General features: G+C 31.0%; 17 protein-coding genes and 1 pseudogene. 16 read left to right on the forward strand and 2 right to left on the reverse strand.

Translation table 11 applies throughout. The features are described from left to right. Positions 1 to 136: 136 nt before the first annotated feature. Positions 137 to 1168: a MerR family transcriptional regulator gene (locus tag B5G32_RS05160; RefSeq protein ID WP_087244782.1), complete on the forward strand. Its 1032-nt coding sequence runs from the start codon at positions 137 to 139 to the stop codon at positions 1166 to 1168. Between the two features lie 162 nt (positions 1169 to 1330). Next, a pseudogene (locus B5G32_RS05165) lies at positions 1331 to 1873 on the forward strand (GTP pyrophosphokinase). Positions 1874 to 1881: 8 nt separating this feature from the next. On the opposite strand, the gene B5G32_RS05170 reads toward B5G32_RS05165, so the two are convergent. Then, a complete protein-coding gene (locus B5G32_RS05170; protein ID WP_087244781.1) occupies positions 1882 to 3552 on the reverse strand; it encodes a glutamine--tRNA ligase/YqeY domain fusion protein in 1671 nt (556 codons plus the stop codon). A 132-nt stretch (positions 3553 to 3684) separates the two neighbouring features. On the opposite strand from B5G32_RS05170, the gene ispF reads away from it, so the two are divergent. From ispF to B5G32_RS14375, 6 genes are all read left to right on the forward strand, one after another. After that, on the forward strand, positions 3685 to 4164 hold the full coding sequence (ispF, locus tag B5G32_RS05175; RefSeq protein WP_087244780.1) for a 2-C-methyl-D-erythritol 2,4-cyclodiphosphate synthase: 480 nt from the start codon (positions 3685 to 3687) through the stop codon (positions 4162 to 4164). Between the two features lie 5 nt (positions 4165 to 4169). Beyond that, positions 4170 to 5600, forward strand: coding sequence for a glutamate--tRNA ligase (gene gltX / locus B5G32_RS05180; protein WP_087305496.1), 1431 nt, complete (start codon positions 4170 to 4172; stop codon positions 5598 to 5600). Positions 5601 to 5683: 83 nt separating this feature from the next. Continuing rightward, positions 5684 to 6481: a DUF5011 domain-containing protein gene (locus tag B5G32_RS05185; RefSeq protein ID WP_087244778.1), complete on the forward strand. Its 798-nt coding sequence runs from the start codon at positions 5684 to 5686 to the stop codon at positions 6479 to 6481. Next, positions 6471 to 7040: a rhomboid family intramembrane serine protease gene (locus tag B5G32_RS05190; RefSeq protein ID WP_087244777.1), complete on the forward strand. Its 570-nt coding sequence runs from the start codon at positions 6471 to 6473 to the stop codon at positions 7038 to 7040. Before B5G32_RS05185 ends, B5G32_RS05190 begins: the two co-directional genes overlap by 11 nt. After that, a complete protein-coding gene (locus B5G32_RS05195; RefSeq protein WP_087936048.1) occupies positions 7037 to 7480 on the forward strand; it encodes a DUF188 domain-containing protein in 444 nt (147 codons plus the stop codon). Before B5G32_RS05190 ends, B5G32_RS05195 begins: the two co-directional genes overlap by 4 nt. 309 nt (positions 7481 to 7789) lie before the next feature. Further along, positions 7790 to 8098: a UTRA domain-containing protein gene (locus B5G32_RS14375; protein ID WP_087936049.1), complete on the forward strand. Its 309-nt coding sequence runs from the start codon at positions 7790 to 7792 to the stop codon at positions 8096 to 8098. Position 8099: 1 nt separating this feature from the next. On the opposite strand, the gene B5G32_RS05205 is transcribed toward B5G32_RS14375, so the two are convergent. Then, the gene (locus tag B5G32_RS05205; RefSeq protein ID WP_087936050.1) at positions 8100 to 9065 is read right to left on the reverse strand and encodes a hypothetical protein; all 966 of its coding nucleotides are present in this window, start codon (positions 9063 to 9065) and stop codon (positions 8100 to 8102) included. A 125-nt stretch (positions 9066 to 9190) separates the two neighbouring features. Here B5G32_RS05205 and B5G32_RS05210 point away from each other — a divergent pair, with 125 nt between their 5' ends. The 8 genes from B5G32_RS05210 to B5G32_RS05245 all read left to right on the forward strand — a co-directional run bounded on the left by B5G32_RS05210 (position 9191) and on the right by B5G32_RS05245 (position 17823). Then, positions 9191 to 10009, forward strand: coding sequence for a Cof-type HAD-IIB family hydrolase (locus B5G32_RS05210; protein WP_087936051.1), 819 nt, complete (start codon positions 9191 to 9193; stop codon positions 10007 to 10009). Beyond that, the gene (locus B5G32_RS05215) at positions 10009 to 10182 is read left to right on the forward strand and encodes a DUF4250 domain-containing protein (protein ID WP_087244772.1); all 174 of its coding nucleotides are present in this window, start codon (positions 10009 to 10011) and stop codon (positions 10180 to 10182) included. The genes B5G32_RS05210 and B5G32_RS05215 overlap by 1 nt, the downstream gene beginning before the upstream one ends. Before the next feature lie 327 nt (positions 10183 to 10509). Next, entirely contained in the window at positions 10510 to 11022 is a 513-nt protein-coding gene (locus B5G32_RS05220) for a metallophosphoesterase (protein WP_087304512.1), read from the forward strand. Positions 11023 to 11138: 116 nt separating this feature from the next. Further along, on the forward strand, positions 11139 to 12341 hold the full coding sequence (gene ilvA, locus B5G32_RS05225; RefSeq protein ID WP_087297373.1) for a threonine ammonia-lyase: 1203 nt from the start codon (positions 11139 to 11141) through the stop codon (positions 12339 to 12341). Positions 12342 to 12571: 230 nt separating this feature from the next. Continuing rightward, complete coding sequence (gene carB / locus B5G32_RS05230) at positions 12572 to 15790, forward strand: carbamoyl-phosphate synthase large subunit (protein ID WP_087936052.1); 3219 nt, start codon at positions 12572 to 12574, stop codon at positions 15788 to 15790. A 146-nt stretch (positions 15791 to 15936) separates the two neighbouring features. Next, positions 15937 to 16482, forward strand: a complete 546-nt coding sequence (locus B5G32_RS05235) for a DUF7010 family protein (protein WP_022356404.1) — start codon at positions 15937 to 15939, stop codon at positions 16480 to 16482. Positions 16483 to 16503: 21 nt separating this feature from the next. Beyond that, positions 16504 to 16824: a TfoX/Sxy family protein gene (locus tag B5G32_RS05240; protein ID WP_087936053.1), complete on the forward strand. Its 321-nt coding sequence runs from the start codon at positions 16504 to 16506 to the stop codon at positions 16822 to 16824. Positions 16825 to 16854: 30 nt separating this feature from the next. Then, on the forward strand, positions 16855 to 17823 hold the full coding sequence (locus B5G32_RS05245; protein WP_087297375.1) for an alpha/beta hydrolase: 969 nt from the start codon (positions 16855 to 16857) through the stop codon (positions 17821 to 17823). The last annotated feature ends 19 nt before the right edge of the window (positions 17824 to 17842 follow it).

Below are 17842 nucleotides of genomic sequence, written 5' to 3' on the forward strand. Positions count from 1 at the left end.
ACCGACATGCTTTGGTCCCCGTTGGGTTATCCCCGCGAGGTAAGTCGGTTGCTTTACATCGCATTGCAGGAGCGATGATTTCAAAAGAAATATATATTAAGCGCAAGAACGTGCGCACGGAAAGAAGGGAAATAATATGAAAACAAGTGATTTAGAAAGAGAATTGGGACTAAGTAAACATACAATTCGTTATTATGAAAAAGAAGGTTTTATTACTCCTCAAAGAGATGATAATGGTTATCGTAACTATAGTGATGAAGATTTACAGGTCTTAAAATTAGTTAAATTTTTAAGAGGATTAAATATTTCTATTGATGATGTTAAAGCTATTGTTAATGGACATTTAGATTTTCATGAATGTTTAAGAGTCAATCAGGTTCATTTGGATAATCAAATAGAAAATATGAAAGAAATTAAAAAAACGATTGATAACTATCATGATAAAGATTTACCATTAATTCCAGCTTTACAGGATATTGAAGAAACCTCACATCATTGGAAGTTAGGTATTCAAAAAACAACCAATACTGTATCGTTAGGAAGAAAGCTAACAAAGGCATGGGCTAAAAGACAAATTATTTATGAAGTATTAGGTTCATTATTTTTGACAGGAACAGTCATGATCTGGTTAAGGCTTGTTATAGAACAGTCTTGGATATGGTGGACTCTTTTTGCTTTGATGTTTATCACTTTAACCATTGTGTCGATTGGTGTGGCTAATCGTGCAACAGGTCCATCCATGATGTTAGATAACTCTTTAGACCAGTCTGTAGAATTTTTAAGAGATGGTATTCGCTATTATAAATTTAAAGGAATGATGGATAATTTAAAATATTTCTTTGCAGTGTTAGTGGGTAAAGATGAAAAGATTATGCATTATTATCGTTATGAAGATATTGAAAAAGTCAATGTTTATGCAAATCGTAAATATATGAATGTCATGGGAGCAAGCCTTGTTGCCTATGAAGTCTATGTTCCTGATTTTGAGTTTTTCTTTAAAGATGGGACAAGATTCTACTTTTTCTGGCCGATGATTTTAGATGATGATGCCAGATATATTGCGACAATCCTAGAAGCAAAAGTGGCTCATATCAATGATAAAAATCATGTTCTATATGCTATGAAACATGGTATTAATTTAACAGATTATATGATAAAGCAGAGTTAATTCTCTGTTTTATTTTTTCACATATTTATATGATAATCCTTTTCATAATCTGACATACAATGATGATTGGGTGATGTTATGGACTTGAAAGATGAATTGAATGATCATAAGACTTTTTGGAAAATAATGCAGCCTTATCGACAGGCTATTAAAGTCATGAAAATGAAGTTAGAAAATATTGATGATGAATTGAAGTGTGAAAATGGATATAGTCCCATTCATAATATTCAATCACGTATTAAATCTCCTGAAAGTATCATAGACAAACTGCAACGAAAGCAATATCCTTTAGAAAGGCAATCTTTAGAAAAGTTAAATGATATTGCTGGTTTAAGAGTTATTTGTCATTATATCAATGATATTCAATATATTTCTCAATTATTAATCATGCATGATGATATTATATGAGTAAAGAAAATGAATTATATTGATTATCCTAAAGATACAGGTTATCGCTCTTTGCATCTTGTGTTAGAGGTGCCTGTTTATTTGAAATCTGGAAAAATGAAGCTTCCAGTTGAAATTCAAATGCGAACAATTGCAATGGATTTTTGGGCCAGTTTAGAACATGAAATTTTATATAAAAACAAAGATCAGGTATCACAGGATATTTGTAAAGAACTCCAACAATGTGCCAGTCGTATGGCATTAACAGATTTACAAATGCAAAAAATATATCAGAAAGTACATAAAAAAGATGGGTAGCTCCCATCTTATTTCTTTGGTAATTTAAATGAACTTTTTAAAGAGACAATTCTATTAAAGACAAGATGATCATCAGTAGAATCTTTTGTGTCAACACAGAAATATCCATTTCTTACAAACTGGAATGAATCTCCAGGTTTTGCCTCTTCAATAGCTGGTTCAATATAACAGTTTTCAACAACTGTTAATGAATTTGGATTTAAATTGACACTTCCATCTTCATTGTAAACACCTTTTTCTTCATCCACAAGATTTTCATATAATCTGGCAGTGACTTTCTTTGCGAAAGGTACTGGTACCCAATGAATTGTTCCTTTGACTTTACGACCTGTAAATCCAGTTCCATTTTTTGTGATTGGATCATAAGTACAATGTACAACAGTCACTTTTCCATTTTCATCTTTTTCATAACTTACACATTTAACAAAGTAAGCATTCATTAAACGGACTTCATTACCTGGGAATAAACGGAAATATTTTTTAGGTGGTTCTTCCATAAAGTCATCTCTATCTATCCATAACTCCTTGCAGAATGGAATTTGTTTTACACCTAATTCAGGATTTTCCATATTCACTTGCGCATCTAAGTATTCAACCTGATCTTCTGGGTAGTTGTCAATCACAAGCTTAATAGGATCTAAAACAGCCATAACACGAGGTGCTTTTGGTTTTAAATCATCACGAATACAATATTCAAGCATTGCATAATCAACTGATGAATTGCTTTTTGCGACACCAACTAAATCCATGAAATTCTTTAATGATTCAGGTGTAAATCCTCTTCTTCTTAAAGCAGCAATGGTAACTAATCGTGGATCATCCCATCCATCAACAATACCCTGATCAACTAAACGCTTAATATAACGTTTTCCAGTAATGACATTTGTTAAATAAAGCTTTGCAAATTCAATTTGTTTTGGTGGTTCAGGATATTCAAGTTCTTGGACAACCCAATCATATAAAGGACGGTGATCTTCAAATTCAAGTGTACAGATAGAATGAGTGATATGTTCAATTGCATCTTCAATAGGATGAGCAAAATCATACATTGGATAAATACACCATTGATCACCAGTGTTATGATGTGTCATTCTGGCAATTCTATAAATAATCGGATCACGCATATTGATATTTGGTGAAGCCATATCAATTTTAGCACGTAAGACTTTGCTTCCATCTTCAAATTCACCATTTTTCATTCTTTCAAACAAATCAAGGTTTTCTTCAATACTACGATCACGATAAGGTGAATTTTTTCCTGGTTCTGTTAATGTTCCACGGTATTCTTTGATTTGTTCAGCTGTTAAATCACAAACATAGGCTTTTCCTTTTTTGATTAACTTTACTGCAGCTTCATACATATCTTCAAAATAATCAGAAGCAAACTTGATTTCACCATCATAATGAGCACCTAACCATTCCACATCTTTAACAATAGAGTCAACGAATTCAGTCTTTTCTTTTGTTGGATTTGTATCATCGAAGCGAAGATTAAAAGTTCCGTTATATTTTTTAGCGAGTCCATAATTTAATAAGATAGACTTCGCATGTCCAATATGTAAATATCCATTAGGTTCAGGTGGAAAACGTGTAGCAACTTTTGTGTATGTTCCTTCCTCTAAATCTTTATCTATAATTCTTTCAATAAAATTTTTACTTATAACTTCTTTATTATCCATGTGTCCAACCTTCCTTGTTTCAATATATGCTTTAGTTTACCATATTTTTTGAAAATATAAAACAGTTTCATAAGATATAGTTTTGTATATTCATCTTATTTGTGCTAGAATAGGGCAGAAAGGGTGATGTGTATGATGAGAATTGGACAATCTATTGATATTCATCAGTTAGTAGAAGGTAGACCACTTATCTTAGGTGGTGTGGAAATTCCTTACGAAAAAGGTTTAAAAGGACATAGCGATGCGGATGTTTTGCTTCATGCGATTATTGAAAGTATTATTGGTGCTATGGGACTTGGTGATATTGGAAAGCATTTTCCAGATACAGACCCTAAATACAAAGGGATTTCATCCATGTTATTATTAGAATATACGTATCAGATGATGAAAAAAGAAGGTTACCAGATTGGAAATATTGATAGCTTAATTTTGTGTGAAGAACCTAAAATGGCTCCACATATTGCCAAGATGAAAGACAATGTTGCTCGTGTTCTTCATTGTGACATCACACAAGTTAATATTAAAGCCACAAGAGGCGAAAAGATGGGCTTTGTTGGAAGAAAAGAAGGTATTGTTGCCCAGAGTGTTGTATTATTAAATAAGGAAGGATAGAGAAAATGAGTAAAGTACGTACAAGATTTGCCCCAAGTCCAACAGGTTATATGCATATTGGGAATTTAAGAACAGCTTTGTATGAATATTTGATTGCAAAACATGATGGTGGGGATTTCATTTTAAGAATTGAAGATACTGACCAGCAAAGAGAAGTTGCTGGGGCAGTTGATATGATTTATGATGTTCTTGATAAGACAGGTTTACATTATGATGAAGGACCAGATAAACCAGGAGATGTAGGACCTTATATTCAATCACAAAGATTAGCTATTTATAAAGAATATGCTGATAAATTAGTAGAATTAGGTGGCGCACATTATTGTTTCTGTGATGAAGAAACAATTGAAGAAGCGAAAAAGGAAAATGCTGATCATGAAGAATTAGGATATATCGATCCATGTAAATCATTATCTTTAGAAGAAGCAAAACAAAGAATTGCTAATGGTGAAAAATATGTTGTCAGACAAACAATTCCAAGTACAGGAGTCACTTCTTTTGATGATGAAGTTTATGGACATATTGAAGTTGAAAATGCAGGATTATCTGAAGGTGTATTGTTAAAGAGTGATGGATATCCAACATATAATTTTGCTAATATTGTTGATGATCATTTAATGAATATTACACATGTTGTTAGAGGAAATGAATATTTGTCTTCTACACCTAAATATAATTTGATATATCAGGCATTTGGATGGGAACCACCAGTTTATATTCACTGTCCACCTGTGATGAAAGATGAAACACATAAATTAAGTAAGCGTAATGGGGATGCTTCTTATCAGGATTTAATTTCAAAAGGATATTTAAGTGAAGCTATTTTGAATTATATTGCATTGTTAGGATGGTCACCAAAAGAAGAAAAAGAATTATTTACATTGGATGAATTGATTCAATCATTTAGTGTTGATCGTATCTCTAAATCAGGGGCTATTTTTGATAACGATAAATTAAAATGGATGAATAGCCAATATTTAAAAGAAAAAACTTTAGATGAATTGGTTGATTTATGTCTACCATTCTTACAAAAGGCTTATGATTTATCTGATAAGAGTGATGAATGGATCAGACAGTTAATTGATGTTCATCGTGATCATATCAGTTATGGTGAAGAAATTGTTGAACAGGTTGCATTATTCTTTGAAGATGACATGCAGATCAGTGAAGAAGCTCAAGAATTTATGCAGGATGAATCTATTCCAAATACATTAGCGGTGTTTAAATCACATTTAGAACAATTGTCAGATGAAGAATTTGATGCAGATCATATCTTTGCATGTATCAAGGCAACACAAAAAGAAGCAAAAGCAAAAGGAAAGATGTTATATATGCCAATTCGTATTGCAACGACTGGTATTATGCATGGACCAGATTTAACAAAATCAATTGCTTTGCTTGGAAAAACAAAAGTTTTATCAAGATTAGAAGGGTAATCCCTTCTTTTTTCAAAAGAAAAAGCATTAGACACAAAAATTTCATATTTTAGTGATATAATATTTAATAGGGGGTGTATACTATGCAGAATAAAATTATTGTTTCAATTTTAACCTTTTTTATTCTTGTTGATACAATATTAATTTATTTAGCATTAACAATTTCCCCAATTAAATTAAAAAGAAATGTTTTTACATTTCAATATGGACAAGTTATTCCTACAGATGTTAGTGAATATGTCAATGCGAATCATTCGGTCTTAGAAAATGTGAAATTAGATTTATCACATGTTTCAAAGGAAGTTGGAACATATCAGGCATCTATTACTTATTTTAATGAAACACAATATTTTGAGATTGTGGTAGAAGATACAATTAAACCTAAGTTTCAATTAAAGAAAGTAGAATGGCATGTTCAGTTAGGTGAAACACTTCAAGCTGAAGATTTGATTGAAAATGTTGAAGACCATTCACTTACAAAGGTTTATTTCTATGATGAAAAAAGTGGTAAAAAGAGTGAAACAAAATCTTTTGAAATTGAAGGAACACAGATTGAACGTATCATTGTAGAAGATCAGCATGGCAACCAGTCAAGTTCTTTAAGAGTCAAGGTTGTTGTAGAAAAAAATGCTATTGCACCAACAATTAAAGGTATTGAAAACCTTGAAATTCATGTTGGAGAGAGTGTGGATTTATATGATGGTGTTTATGCGACAGATGATATTGAAGGAGATATTACATCACGTCTGATTGTCGATGGACATGTTGATAATCAAGTACCAGGAATCTATGAGATTATGTATACGGTTAGTGATAAAGATGGAAATACGACACAAGTCGTAAGAACAATTACAGTTATAGAGGTAGAAGATGATAACTAATATTTATGTATTAATTTGTGCAGTTATATTTATATATATTCAGTTTATACAACATGATGATAAATGGAGTTGTGCATTAAAATTAGGAGGATTTTATCCTCCTTATATTCAAGAACGTCATCAATATTGGCGTTTTATAACATGTCACTTTATACATGTAGAATTCTTTCACTTTTTAATGAATGCATATGCATTATATCAGGTAGGACATTTTCTAGAGGCTTGTCTAGGAACAGTTCCTTACTTGTATCTGGTTATTATATCCATGATATTAAGTTCATTATTAAGTTATAGTGCATCACAAATTTCATCACGTTATTATCAGACTTTAACGATTGGAGCCAGTGGTGTTGTTTTTGGATTTTTTGGAGCCATCATTGCTTTAGGATATATTTTAGGTGGTCCGTTTATGAGTGTATTAAATGATTTTGCATTTGTGATTATTATCAATCTGATTTATACATTCATGGATAGACGTATTTCTAAAACAGGTCATATTGGTGGACTCATTGGTGGTATTGTCGCTATGGTTTTGATTTTGGCACTACATATTGTATGAGAGTGATTGTTGATGGCGATGCTGCCATGTATAAAAATGACATTTATCAATTAGCATTAAACTATCAAATAGAGATGTTTGTGTATTTAGATTATGCCCATTTATTAAAGGATGCCCCTTATCCTGTTATAGAATGTGAAATTGGTAAAGATAGTGTTGATATGCGTATTTTATCTGATTTGAAAAAAGGGGATTTACTCATTACTCAAGACTATGGGTTGGCAGCCCTGGCATTAGGAAAAGGCGCTTATGTTTTACATATCTCAGGGCTAAAAATCACATCACAGAATATTGATGAGCTTTTATTAAGACGTTATATTGGGGCTCATCAAAGAAAAAGTCATAAGCATATCAAAGGTCCATCTAAACCAACAAAAGAGAGTAAGGATTATTTTTTAAAACAGTTAGAAACTATTTTGAGTATTTCGTTAAAAAGGTGATAATGTTTCATTCATTTGATGATAAAACATAGTCACTATAGATTGATTATTAATGACGTAGTTGATTAAGTATTTTGATTTAAGTGATGATTCGCTTTGATATAATGAACTCACTATATAGTATTTAATTGTAGAGAGGTATCGAAGACGTGTAAGTAATAAATCATTTCTTTGTATTGAAATAAAAAATATTTTTATTGAATGATGAATTTTTTTGAATACGACTTAAAAGCGTCCATTTGGACGCTTTTTGGTCTTCTTATAGGAATTTGTTTTCGTCTGCGTTTATTGCATAAAGAACTCTATTGAATAGAATATTTAAAAGTTCCAGTTCAAGTTATACCCCATTTAACAGAAGAGATTTTATTATCTTCGTTTTATAATGATATAAAGGAAAATTTTAAACTCAAGATTGTTGGTGCTAATCGTAAGATTAGGGCTGATTTACCAAACAACTTGGAAGTCGAATACTTAAAATGTACACCAACAACACCTATGCTTGAAGTACAACAAGTAACGTATTTAAATAATGGACTCCTTTTGAATGTGTTCGTTCACGTTATACGTATGGTAAAAGGTCTGTCCTTGTTCATAGTCTTTATAATGTTGATTAGATGAATTATATTTTGGCTTCTGCCCATTCAAAAATTGTTTTGATTTGAGGTGGAAGATCATTATGAGATGATAGTATTTGTTTTTTGAGTTGAAGAACTTCTTCAGGTTGATTATGAATATAAGCGACATAAAGAGAAACAATCAAAGTTAATGTTTTGATATTTTCTCTTTGGTGTAAACGAGGATGACTTTGATAAAGAGTTTGAAACTTTGTATAAGCATCCTCAAACTTTTCAAGGTCCTGTAGCATTGCTAAGTGAGCAATGCAATGTTCATAGTAATAAAGTTTTGTGAGGGCAGGAAGTCTTTTGGCATTTTGTTTCCATATAAGTAAAAAATCATAAGCTTCCTGAGGATAACCCAATCTTCCCAATGCTGATGAAACATTCATAAGTGTATTGTAACTCAAGATGGCTTTTTGAAAGACAGGGATACAACAAAGATGATAAGTCATTTGAATATAGAGTTTATAATCATGATATAAATAAGACTGATAATATGTTTTTTCAATATGCGTATAGATGTATGCATATACAAATACAATTATCAACAAACAGACTATAAACAACAAGAAAATCATACTTATAGGCTGATCAAAGATAATACGCATAATAATATAATAAGAAAAAACAATAGCCATGATATTTAAACAGAAATAATAGACTAATAAGGCGAAGATACGTTTTTGAGCGTATTTTGTAGCGTAAGATAAAGATTGCAAATGTTGAATATCTGGATGTTTGGCAAGAAAGTTTTCTAACCAGTCATGAATAGCTGGTATTTTTTTATTTTGAGAAAAATACATGATCCATTGTATCAATATGATACTTATAAAAACGATTGTATAGATTATACGAAAGATAGGTGTATAAGTATAAACATTAATACGCAAGAAGAAAAAGAGAAATATAAAGAATGATAGTATTGTGAGAATAATCATCTGATTTCTTAATTTGTTTTTGAGATTCATTTTTATCCCCTCCTGATAGTCATTATACCATAAATATGCTTATAAAATATGTGATTATCTTGGAAAATAGAATATAGACAAATGATACAAAATTTTATAAGATAGTAAAAAAACAGGAGGTTATGATGAAATATAAATTAATCGCATTAGATTTAGATGGGACTTTAAAGAATTCTGATAATCAAATCACTGCTAAAACAAAAGAAGCTTTAATCGAAGTTCAAAAACAGGGAGTTAAGATTGTTTTGGCTTCAGGTAGACCAACAGCAGGACTTAGACATGAAGCTAAAGAATTATTGTTGGATGAATTTGGTGGATATTTACTTTCTTTTAATGGTGCCAGAGTGGGAACTGTACCGAATCAGGAAACAGTATATGAACAAACATTATCTATTGAAGAAGCTAAAAAGGTGTATATACAAGCTAAACAATACAACTTAGCTTGTATGACATATAAAAATGATAGTATCTATACAGAAGATATTGACGATGAGTATGTTTGCATTGAAGCAAAAATTAATGATATAAGAAAATATCAGGTTTCATCTTTTATTAATATATTAGAAAATCCTATACATAAAGTTTTATTAACGGGAACACCAGAATATATTGCTTCTATTGAAGAAGAATTTAAAAAGCCTTTTGGAAATGAATTAAGTATTTATCGTAGTGCACCATTCTTTTTAGAAGTGATGGCCAAAAATATAGATAAAGCAGCATCTCTTGATCGTTTAGCTAAGAGTTTAGGCATTAAACAAGAAGAGGTCATAGCTTTTGGAGATGGCTATAACGATTTAAGTATGATTGAATATGCAGGACTTGGCGTTGCGATGGAAAATGCAGTTGAAGAAGTGAAACAACGTGCAAAAGTCGTAACGAAATCAAATAATGAAGATGGTATTGCATATGTTTTATCACAAATCTATGAAGGAGTTGAATACTAATGTTACCTAAAGATCCAGCCATGCTTTTAAGTTTTATCAATATGAAACTGAGAGATCAATATGATTCATTAGAATCATTATGTGATGATTTGGATGTTTCACAGGATGAAGTTATCCAAACATTACAAAAGATTGATTACATCTACGATGAACAATTAAATCAATTTAAATAAAAAAGCCTCTACAAATATGAGAAGAATTTTGTTATTTGGGTGTTCTAATAACGAGATTCATTTCATATTATAGAGGTTTATTTTTTTTAGAATACTCTTTTTATAACAAACGTCATTTGAAATACATTTGTTATTATAAGGTTTACTGATAATTGTGTTTTTTATGGGAATTAAACTCATTTTAGATTGGAAATAAGTATAGTATCTTATTCATATGACTTTTTATATCAGAAAAATCTTTATAAAATATTAACATGTCATGAAAGGTGTGTTATCGTAAAGGTATGGTTTATCAACTATACCTTTTATTGTCATGGAGGTGATCAAATGATTTATTTTACAAGTGATTTACATTTAGGACATCAAAATGCTCTGCGTTTATGCAATAGACCATTTCAAGATGTTGATGAGATGAATAGAACATTGATACAAAACTGGAATCAGTTTGTAAAAAAGAATGATTTTATCTATATCTTAGGAGATTTAACAATGAAATTGTCTTTAGATGAAGCTAATCAAATCATTTCAAAGCTAAATGGAAGAAAAATATTGGTGAGAGGAAATCATGATAAAAAGTATGATGAATGTTTGTTTGAAGAAGTCTGTGATTATAAAGAACTAAAGTATCAAAAGAAATTTCTTGTTTTATCACATTATCCTTTTTTAGAGTGGAATCATTCCTTTAGAGGTTCTATTCATTTACATGGACATCAACATAATGATAGGAGTTATAATTTAAAAATGAGAGAAGAAGGTATTTATAGATATGATGTTGGTGTGGATGCGCATGAATATAGACCTGTAAGTATTGATGAAATTTTTAATTTCTTTCATATATAAATTTGTATTTGGCTAAATCGTTAATGTGGTATTTATGAATATGAAAAAAATCAATTCAAATCTATAATGAGTTATGTTATAATGTTGAAAATATATGAAAGAGAGGGAGATTCAATATGTTAGATTTAAAGCATTTTCAAGAAGCCAAAAAGAGAGTTGATGAAGTCATTATTCCTACTCCCTTAATATATAGTGAAGCTTTTTCAAAGGAATGTAAAAATCAGGTTTATATCAAACCTGAGAACTTACAGAGAACAGGTGCTTTTAAAATAAGAGGGGCTTATAATAAGATTGTCAAAATGGATGATGAAGCGAAAGCTAAAGGTTTAATTGCTTCTTCAGCTGGTAATCATGCGCAAGGAGTGGCATATGCAGCTTCTAAATTAGGTGTCAAGGCCACAATTGTCATGCCTCAACATACACCATTGATTAAAGTAGAAGCAACAGAAGCACATGGGGCTGAGGTTGTTTTGGCTGGTGAAGTTTATGATGAAGCCTATCAGAAAGCTTGTGATTTACAAAAGGAACATGGATATACATTTGTGCATCCATTTAATGATGAAGATGTTATTGAAGGGCAAGGAACAATTGCGTTAGAAATACTTGAAGAATTGCCTGAAGCAGATATTATCTTAGTGCCAATTGGTGGTGGTGGATTGATTTCAGGTATTGCCTGTGCTGCCAAACAAATCAAGCCAACAATCAAGATTATTGGAGTAGAACCAGAAGGTGCTGCCAGTGCTTTAGCAGCTATTAATGAAGATCAGGTTGTGGCTTTAAAAGAAGCCAATACAATTGCTGATGGGACAGCCGTTAAAGAAATTGGTGATATGACTTTTGATTATATTAAAGAATATGTGGATGGTATTATTACGGTTTCTGATTATGAATTGATGGATGCGTTCTTATTGCTTGTGGAAAAACATAAACTGATCGCTGAAAATTCAGGTATTTTATCTCTTGCAGCATTAAAGAAATTAAATGAAAAGAATAAAAAAGTGGTATCATTGATTAGTGGTGGAAATATTGATGTTTTAACAATTTCTTCAATGATTAATAAGGGATTGATTGCTAGAGGTCGTGTCTTTACATTTACTGTACAGTTATTAGATAAACCTGGTGAACTTGAATATGTATCTCATGTTTTAGCTCAATGTAATGCGAATGTTATTGGTGTGGAACATAACCAGTTTAAGAACTTTGCACGTTTTTCTGAAGTGGAATTACGTGTCACTTGTGAAACCAATGGAGAAAAGCATATACAAAGAATTATAGATACATTTGCCAAAGAGGGATATGAAATCACAAGAATAAATTGATAATATATTATCTTTTTGATTATTATTTATCATTTTCTTGAATGTATAAATACAAAAATATATACTTATTAAGGATAAGGAAAGGAATGAGAAAAATGATGGATTTTGGTTTAAAAACAACGAATCAAATAGCTGTTTCTCCAGAGTCTTCTTTTTCTTATTTTTTATATTTGTTATAGGACATATCATTTGATTTGATATGTCTTTTTTATGGATAAGGAGGAAAAGATATGCCAAAAAGAGAAGATGTAAACACAGTATTAGTTATTGGTTCAGGACCTATTATTATTGGTCAGGCTTGTGAATTTGACTATTCAGGAACACAGGCATGTAAAGCATTGAGAAGTTTAGGATACAAGATTGTCTTAGTCAATTCTAATCCAGCGACAATCATGACAGATCCAGAAACTGCTGATGTGACTTATATTGAACCATTGAATTTGAAAAGATTAACACAAATTATTGAAAAAGAAAGACCAGATGCCTTATTGCCTAACTTAGGTGGACAATCAGCATTAAACTTATGTGCTGAATTACATAATGCTGGAGTTTTAGATAAATACAATGTCAAAGTTCTAGGTGTGCAGGTTGATGCAATTGAACGTGGTGAAGACCGTTTGGAATTCAAAAAAGCCATGAATGAACTTGGTATTGATATGGCAAGAAGTGAAATTGCCAATACTGTTGAGGAAGCTTTAGCGATTGCTGATAAATTAGGTTATCCTGTTGTTGTGAGACCTGCTTATACAATGGGTGGTGCCGGAGGAGGACTTGTTTATAATGTTGAAGAATTAAAAACAGTTGTTTCTCGTGGTTTACAGGCAAGTCTTGTTCATGAATGTTTGATTGAAGAATCTATTCTTGGATGGGAAGAATTAGAAGTAGAAGTTGTCAGAGATGCTAAAAACAATATGATTACTGTATGTTTTATTGAAAACATTGATCCATTAGGTGTTCATACTGGAGATTCTTTCTGTAGTGCGCCAATGTTGACAATTTCTCAAGATGTTCAAGATCGTTTAAAAGATCAGGCTTTTAGAATTGTAGAATCAATTGGTGTTATTGGTGGAACAAACGTTCAGTTTGCACATGATCCAAAAACAGATAGAATTGTTGTTATTGAAATTAACCCAAGAACTTCACGTTCTAGTGCTTTGGCTTCAAAAGCAACAGGTTTCCCTATTGCCCTTGTTTCGGCTATGTTAGCTGCTGGTTTAACTTTAGATGAAATTCCATGTGGAAAATATGGAACTTTAGATAAATATGTACCAGATGGTGACTATGTTGTTATTAAATTTGCAAGATGGGCTTTTGAAAAATTCAAAGGTGCACAAGATAAACTAGGAACACAGATGAAAGCTGTTGGGGAAGTTATGAGTATTGGTAAGACTTATAAAGAAGCTTTCCAAAAAGCGATTCGTTCTCTTGAAATTGGTCAATATGGTTTAGGATATGCAAAGAATTTCAATGAATTAACAAAAGAACAGTTATTAGAAAAATTAACAGTTCCTACAAGTCAAAGACAATTCATCATGTATGAAGCTTTAAGAAAAGGAGCAACTGTTGAAGAATTATATGAATTAACAAGCATTAAACATTATTTTATTGAACAAATGAAAGAATTAGTTGATGAAGAAGAAATGTTAAAATCATATGCTGGAAAACAGTTGCCAGTAGATGTTTTAAGACAAGCTAAACAAGATGGTTTCTCAGATAAATATTTAAGCCAGATTTTAAATGTTTCTGAAGATAGTATCAGAAATGAAAGAATTGAAAATGGTATTACTCAAGCTTGGGAACCAGTTCATGTCAGTGGTACAAAAGATAGTGCATATTACTATTCTACATATAATGCCAAAGATCATAGTGATATTCATCATGATAAGAAAAAGATTATGATTTTAGGTGGAGGACCAAACAGAATTGGTCAGGGTATTGAATTTGACTATTGCTGTGTTCATGCTTCACTTGCTTTAAAGAAATTAGGATTTGAAACAATTATTGTCAACTGTAATCCAGAAACAGTCTCTACTGATTATGATACTTCTGATAAATTATATTTTGAACCATTAACATTAGAAGATGTTTTAAGTATTCATGATAAAGAAAAACCAGTTGGTGTGATTGCTCAATTTGGTGGACAGACACCATTAAACTTAGCTTCTCAGTTAAAAGCCAATGGTGTGCATATTTTAGGAACAACACCTGAAACAATTGATATGGCAGAAGATAGAGATTTATTCAATGAAATGATGGAAAAATTAGAAATTCCTATGCCAGAATCAGGAATGGCTGTCAATGTTGAAGAAGCTTTAGAAATCGCTAAAAGAATTGGTTATCCATTAATGGTAAGACCTTCTTATGTCTTAGGTGGACGTGGAATGGAAGTTGTTTATGATGATGACAGCTTAAAACAATATATGGCTGCGGCTGTTGGTGTGACACCAGATCGTCCAATCTTAATTGACAGATTCTTAAATAATGCAATGGAATGTGAAGCAGATGCTATTAGTGATGGAACAAATGTTTTCGTTCCAGCTGTTATGGAACATATTGAATTAGCAGGTATTCACTCTGGAGATTCAGCATGTATCTTACCTTCTAAACATATTCCAATGAGACATTTAGAAACAATCAAAGAATATACAAAGAAAATCGCGAAAGAAATGAATGTTCGTGGACTTATGAACATGCAATATGCGATTGCTGATGATAAAGTTTATGTTCTTGAAGCCAACCCAAGAGCTTCACGTACAGTACCTTTAGTATCAAAAGTATGTAATGTTAATATGGTGAAAATTGCAACTGATATTGTGACAATGGAATTAACTGGTAGAGAATCACCAGTACCAAAATTAACTGAAAAGAAAATCCCACATGTTGGTGTTAAACAAGCTGTATTCCCATTCAATATGTTCCCAGAAGTTGACCCAATCTTAGGACCAGAAATGAGATCAACAGGAGAAGTGTTAGGATTAGGAAGTTCATTTGGAGCAGCTATCTATAAAGCTGAAGAAGCGACACAAACAATCTTACCAACTGAAGGAAAAGTATTAATCAGTGTTAACGATATGGACAAACCACAAGTTGTCTCTCTTGCAAAAGGATACTATGATGCAGGATTTACAATTGTAGCAACAGGAAATACATACGCTTTAATTCAAGAAGCAGGTGTACCAGTTGAAAAAATTAAGAAATTAAATGAAGGACGTCCAAACATTACAGATGCCCTTACAAATGGTGAACTTGCTATGGTGATCAATACACCTCATGGTAAACAAAGTGCTCATGATGATAGCTATATCAGAAAAACAGCTATTAAGATGAGAATTCCATATATGACAAACATCGCTGCTGCTAAAGCTGCATTAGAAGGAATTATGGAAATGAAGATTCATGGTAGCCATGCAGTCAAATCTTTACAAGAATACCATAGTGAAATTCAATAAAATCAATGAGAGAATGGAGTTATCTATTCTCTTTTTTTTGGTTAAAAATAGTTGAATAGAAGGATATCGTTGTTGTGGATAATAGTTACTGGTATAATAAACATACAGAAGTAGACAAATTGGAATTTATTGAGGAGAGCTAAAAAATGAACTTGAAAGATTTGAAAAAAGATTGTGCCCAAAAGCAAAAGAAAGGTATTCATTTTATCATTGCATCAGTAGTAATATGGATTATGGTTTTAATCGTACAATTAACAGATTTACCTATATTAACAAAAAATCTATTGACATTTTGTTGCACAGCACCATTATTACCTATAGCTTTTTTAATTTCTAAAATATTAAAAATACAATTTCAAGATAAAAGTAATCCATTAAACTACTTAGGAATACTATTTTCTGCAAATCAAATGATATACCTTTTAATAGCAATGTGGATTTATCCTACATTGCCGGATAAAATGCTAATGGTTATTGCTATGATATTCGGAGCACATTTATTGCCATACAGTTGGTTATATAATTCAAAAACATATATGGTATTGTCAATAATTATTCCAATATTATCTTTGATAGTTGGTTTAAATTTTGCTAATTATACTCTTGCAATAATGATGATACTGATAGAAATAATATTTAGTGTCCTGTTATCATTTGAAAATAAGAGAATAGTAAATGATTATGTCCAATAAATTAGAATTTGAGGTGGAAATATGGCATCAAGCAAGGAATACTTAGAGTTTATTTTAGGGCAGCTATCTGAGTTAGAAGAAATTACTTACCGAGCTATGATGGGAGAATTTATTATTTATTATCGTGGCAAGATTGTAGGCGGTATCTATGATGATAGATTACTTGTTAAACCAGTAAAATCAGCAATTAGTTATATGCCGACAGCTCCGTATGAATTACCCTATGAGGGAGCAAAAGAGATGTTGTTGGTAGATGAAGTTGATAATAAGGAATTTTTGACATGCTTGTTTCATGCAATGTATGATGAACTGCCAGCCCCAAAACAAAAAAAGAAGAAATAAACAACTCCTAATTTGAAAGTGAGATAATCTATGAATAAATTTTTAAAAATTAGTATAATTATAATTGAAGTTATTATTTTCCTTATAGTATTGTTGATGATAATAAGTTTCGTTAATCATAAAATAAAATTAAAAAAAGAAGATAAATTTTTTAAAACAACTGGTAAAATTGTTGAAGTTAATAATCATAATATAAATGTTTATGTAAGTGGAAATTCCAATAGTGATACAACATTAGTATTTATGTCTGGAGGAGGAACTTGTTCACCTACACTTGATTTTAAAACACTATATTCATTATTTGAAAATGATTATCAAATAGCAGTAGTAGAAAAAGCAGGTTATGGTTTTAGTGATATAAGTGATATTGATAGAGATATAGATACAATTTTATTTGAAACAAGAGAATCATTGAATAAAGCAGGTATAAAAAACAATAGATATATTTTATTTCCTCATTCTATGTCTGGAATTGAAGCATTATATTGGGCAAATAAATATCCAGATGAAATAAAAGGAATAGTGGGATTAGATCCATCAGTCCCTAAAGCATACGAGAATATGAAAATAAATAATATGCTCCTTTCTTTAGCTAAATTTGGAGCAGATATAGGACTTACTAGATTTATACCATCTATTGTTAATTCTTCTTCTGCAATTAAAGATGGAAATTTAACAGATGAAGAAAAAAAGTTGTATAGAATTGTTTTTTATAGAAGAACAGCAACAACTTCGATGCTAAATGAAACAAAACAGATAAAAGAAAATGCTAAAAAATTAGAAAGTATTGATATTACTAATGTACCTATGTTATTTTTTATATCTAATGGAGATGGGACAGGATATGCAAAAGAACAATGGAGAAACTTTATTATTGATTATATAAATAGTAAGCAAAATGGAGAATATAAAATTTTGGAATGTTCTCATTATGTTCATAATATTGAATATCAAAAAATATATGATGAAAGTATAAAATTTATAAACAATTTACAATAACAAATTGAAATTTGGAGTG

The sequence above is a fragment of the Massilimicrobiota sp. An80 genome (assembly GCF_002159255.1).
Classification (GTDB): Bacteria; Bacillota_I; Bacilli_A; order Erysipelotrichales; family Coprobacillaceae; genus Allocoprobacillus; species Allocoprobacillus merdigallinarum.

Excerpts from the sequence above, each read along its gene's own strand:
- B5G32_RS05185 (WP_087244778.1), top strand. The coding sequence starts at position 5,684 with ATGCAGAATAAAATTATTGTTTCAATTTTAACCTTTTTTATTCTTGTT.
- B5G32_RS05215 (WP_087244772.1), top strand. The coding sequence starts at position 10,009 with ATGTTACCTAAAGATCCAGCCATGCTTTTAAGTTTTATCAATATGAAA.
- B5G32_RS05240 (WP_087936053.1), top strand. The coding sequence starts at position 16,504 with ATGGCATCAAGCAAGGAATACTTAGAGTTTATTTTAGGGCAGCTATCT.
- B5G32_RS05190 (WP_087244777.1), top strand. The coding sequence starts at position 6,471 with ATGATAACTAATATTTATGTATTAATTTGTGCAGTTATATTTATATAT.
- B5G32_RS05210 (WP_087936051.1), top strand. The coding sequence starts at position 9,191 with ATGAAATATAAATTAATCGCATTAGATTTAGATGGGACTTTAAAGAAT.
- B5G32_RS05160 (WP_087244782.1), top strand. The coding sequence starts at position 137 with ATGAAAACAAGTGATTTAGAAAGAGAATTGGGACTAAGTAAACATACA.
- B5G32_RS05195 (WP_087936048.1), top strand. The coding sequence starts at position 7,037 with ATGAGAGTGATTGTTGATGGCGATGCTGCCATGTATAAAAATGACATT.
- ilvA (WP_087297373.1), top strand. The coding sequence starts at position 11,139 with ATGTTAGATTTAAAGCATTTTCAAGAAGCCAAAAAGAGAGTTGATGAA.
- B5G32_RS05245 (WP_087297375.1), top strand. The coding sequence starts at position 16,855 with ATGAATAAATTTTTAAAAATTAGTATAATTATAATTGAAGTTATTATT.
- carB (WP_087936052.1), top strand. The coding sequence starts at position 12,572 with ATGCCAAAAAGAGAAGATGTAAACACAGTATTAGTTATTGGTTCAGGA.
- B5G32_RS05220 (WP_087304512.1), top strand. The coding sequence starts at position 10,510 with ATGATTTATTTTACAAGTGATTTACATTTAGGACATCAAAATGCTCTG.
- B5G32_RS05205 (WP_087936050.1), bottom strand. The coding sequence starts at position 9,065 with ATGAATCTCAAAAACAAATTAAGAAATCAGATGATTATTCTCACAATA.
- B5G32_RS05170 (WP_087244781.1), bottom strand. The coding sequence starts at position 3,552 with ATGGATAATAAAGAAGTTATAAGTAAAAATTTTATTGAAAGAATTATA.
- ispF (WP_087244780.1), top strand. The coding sequence starts at position 3,685 with ATGATGAGAATTGGACAATCTATTGATATTCATCAGTTAGTAGAAGGT.
- gltX (WP_087305496.1), top strand. The coding sequence starts at position 4,170 with ATGAGTAAAGTACGTACAAGATTTGCCCCAAGTCCAACAGGTTATATG.
- B5G32_RS05235 (WP_022356404.1), top strand. The coding sequence starts at position 15,937 with ATGAACTTGAAAGATTTGAAAAAAGATTGTGCCCAAAAGCAAAAGAAA.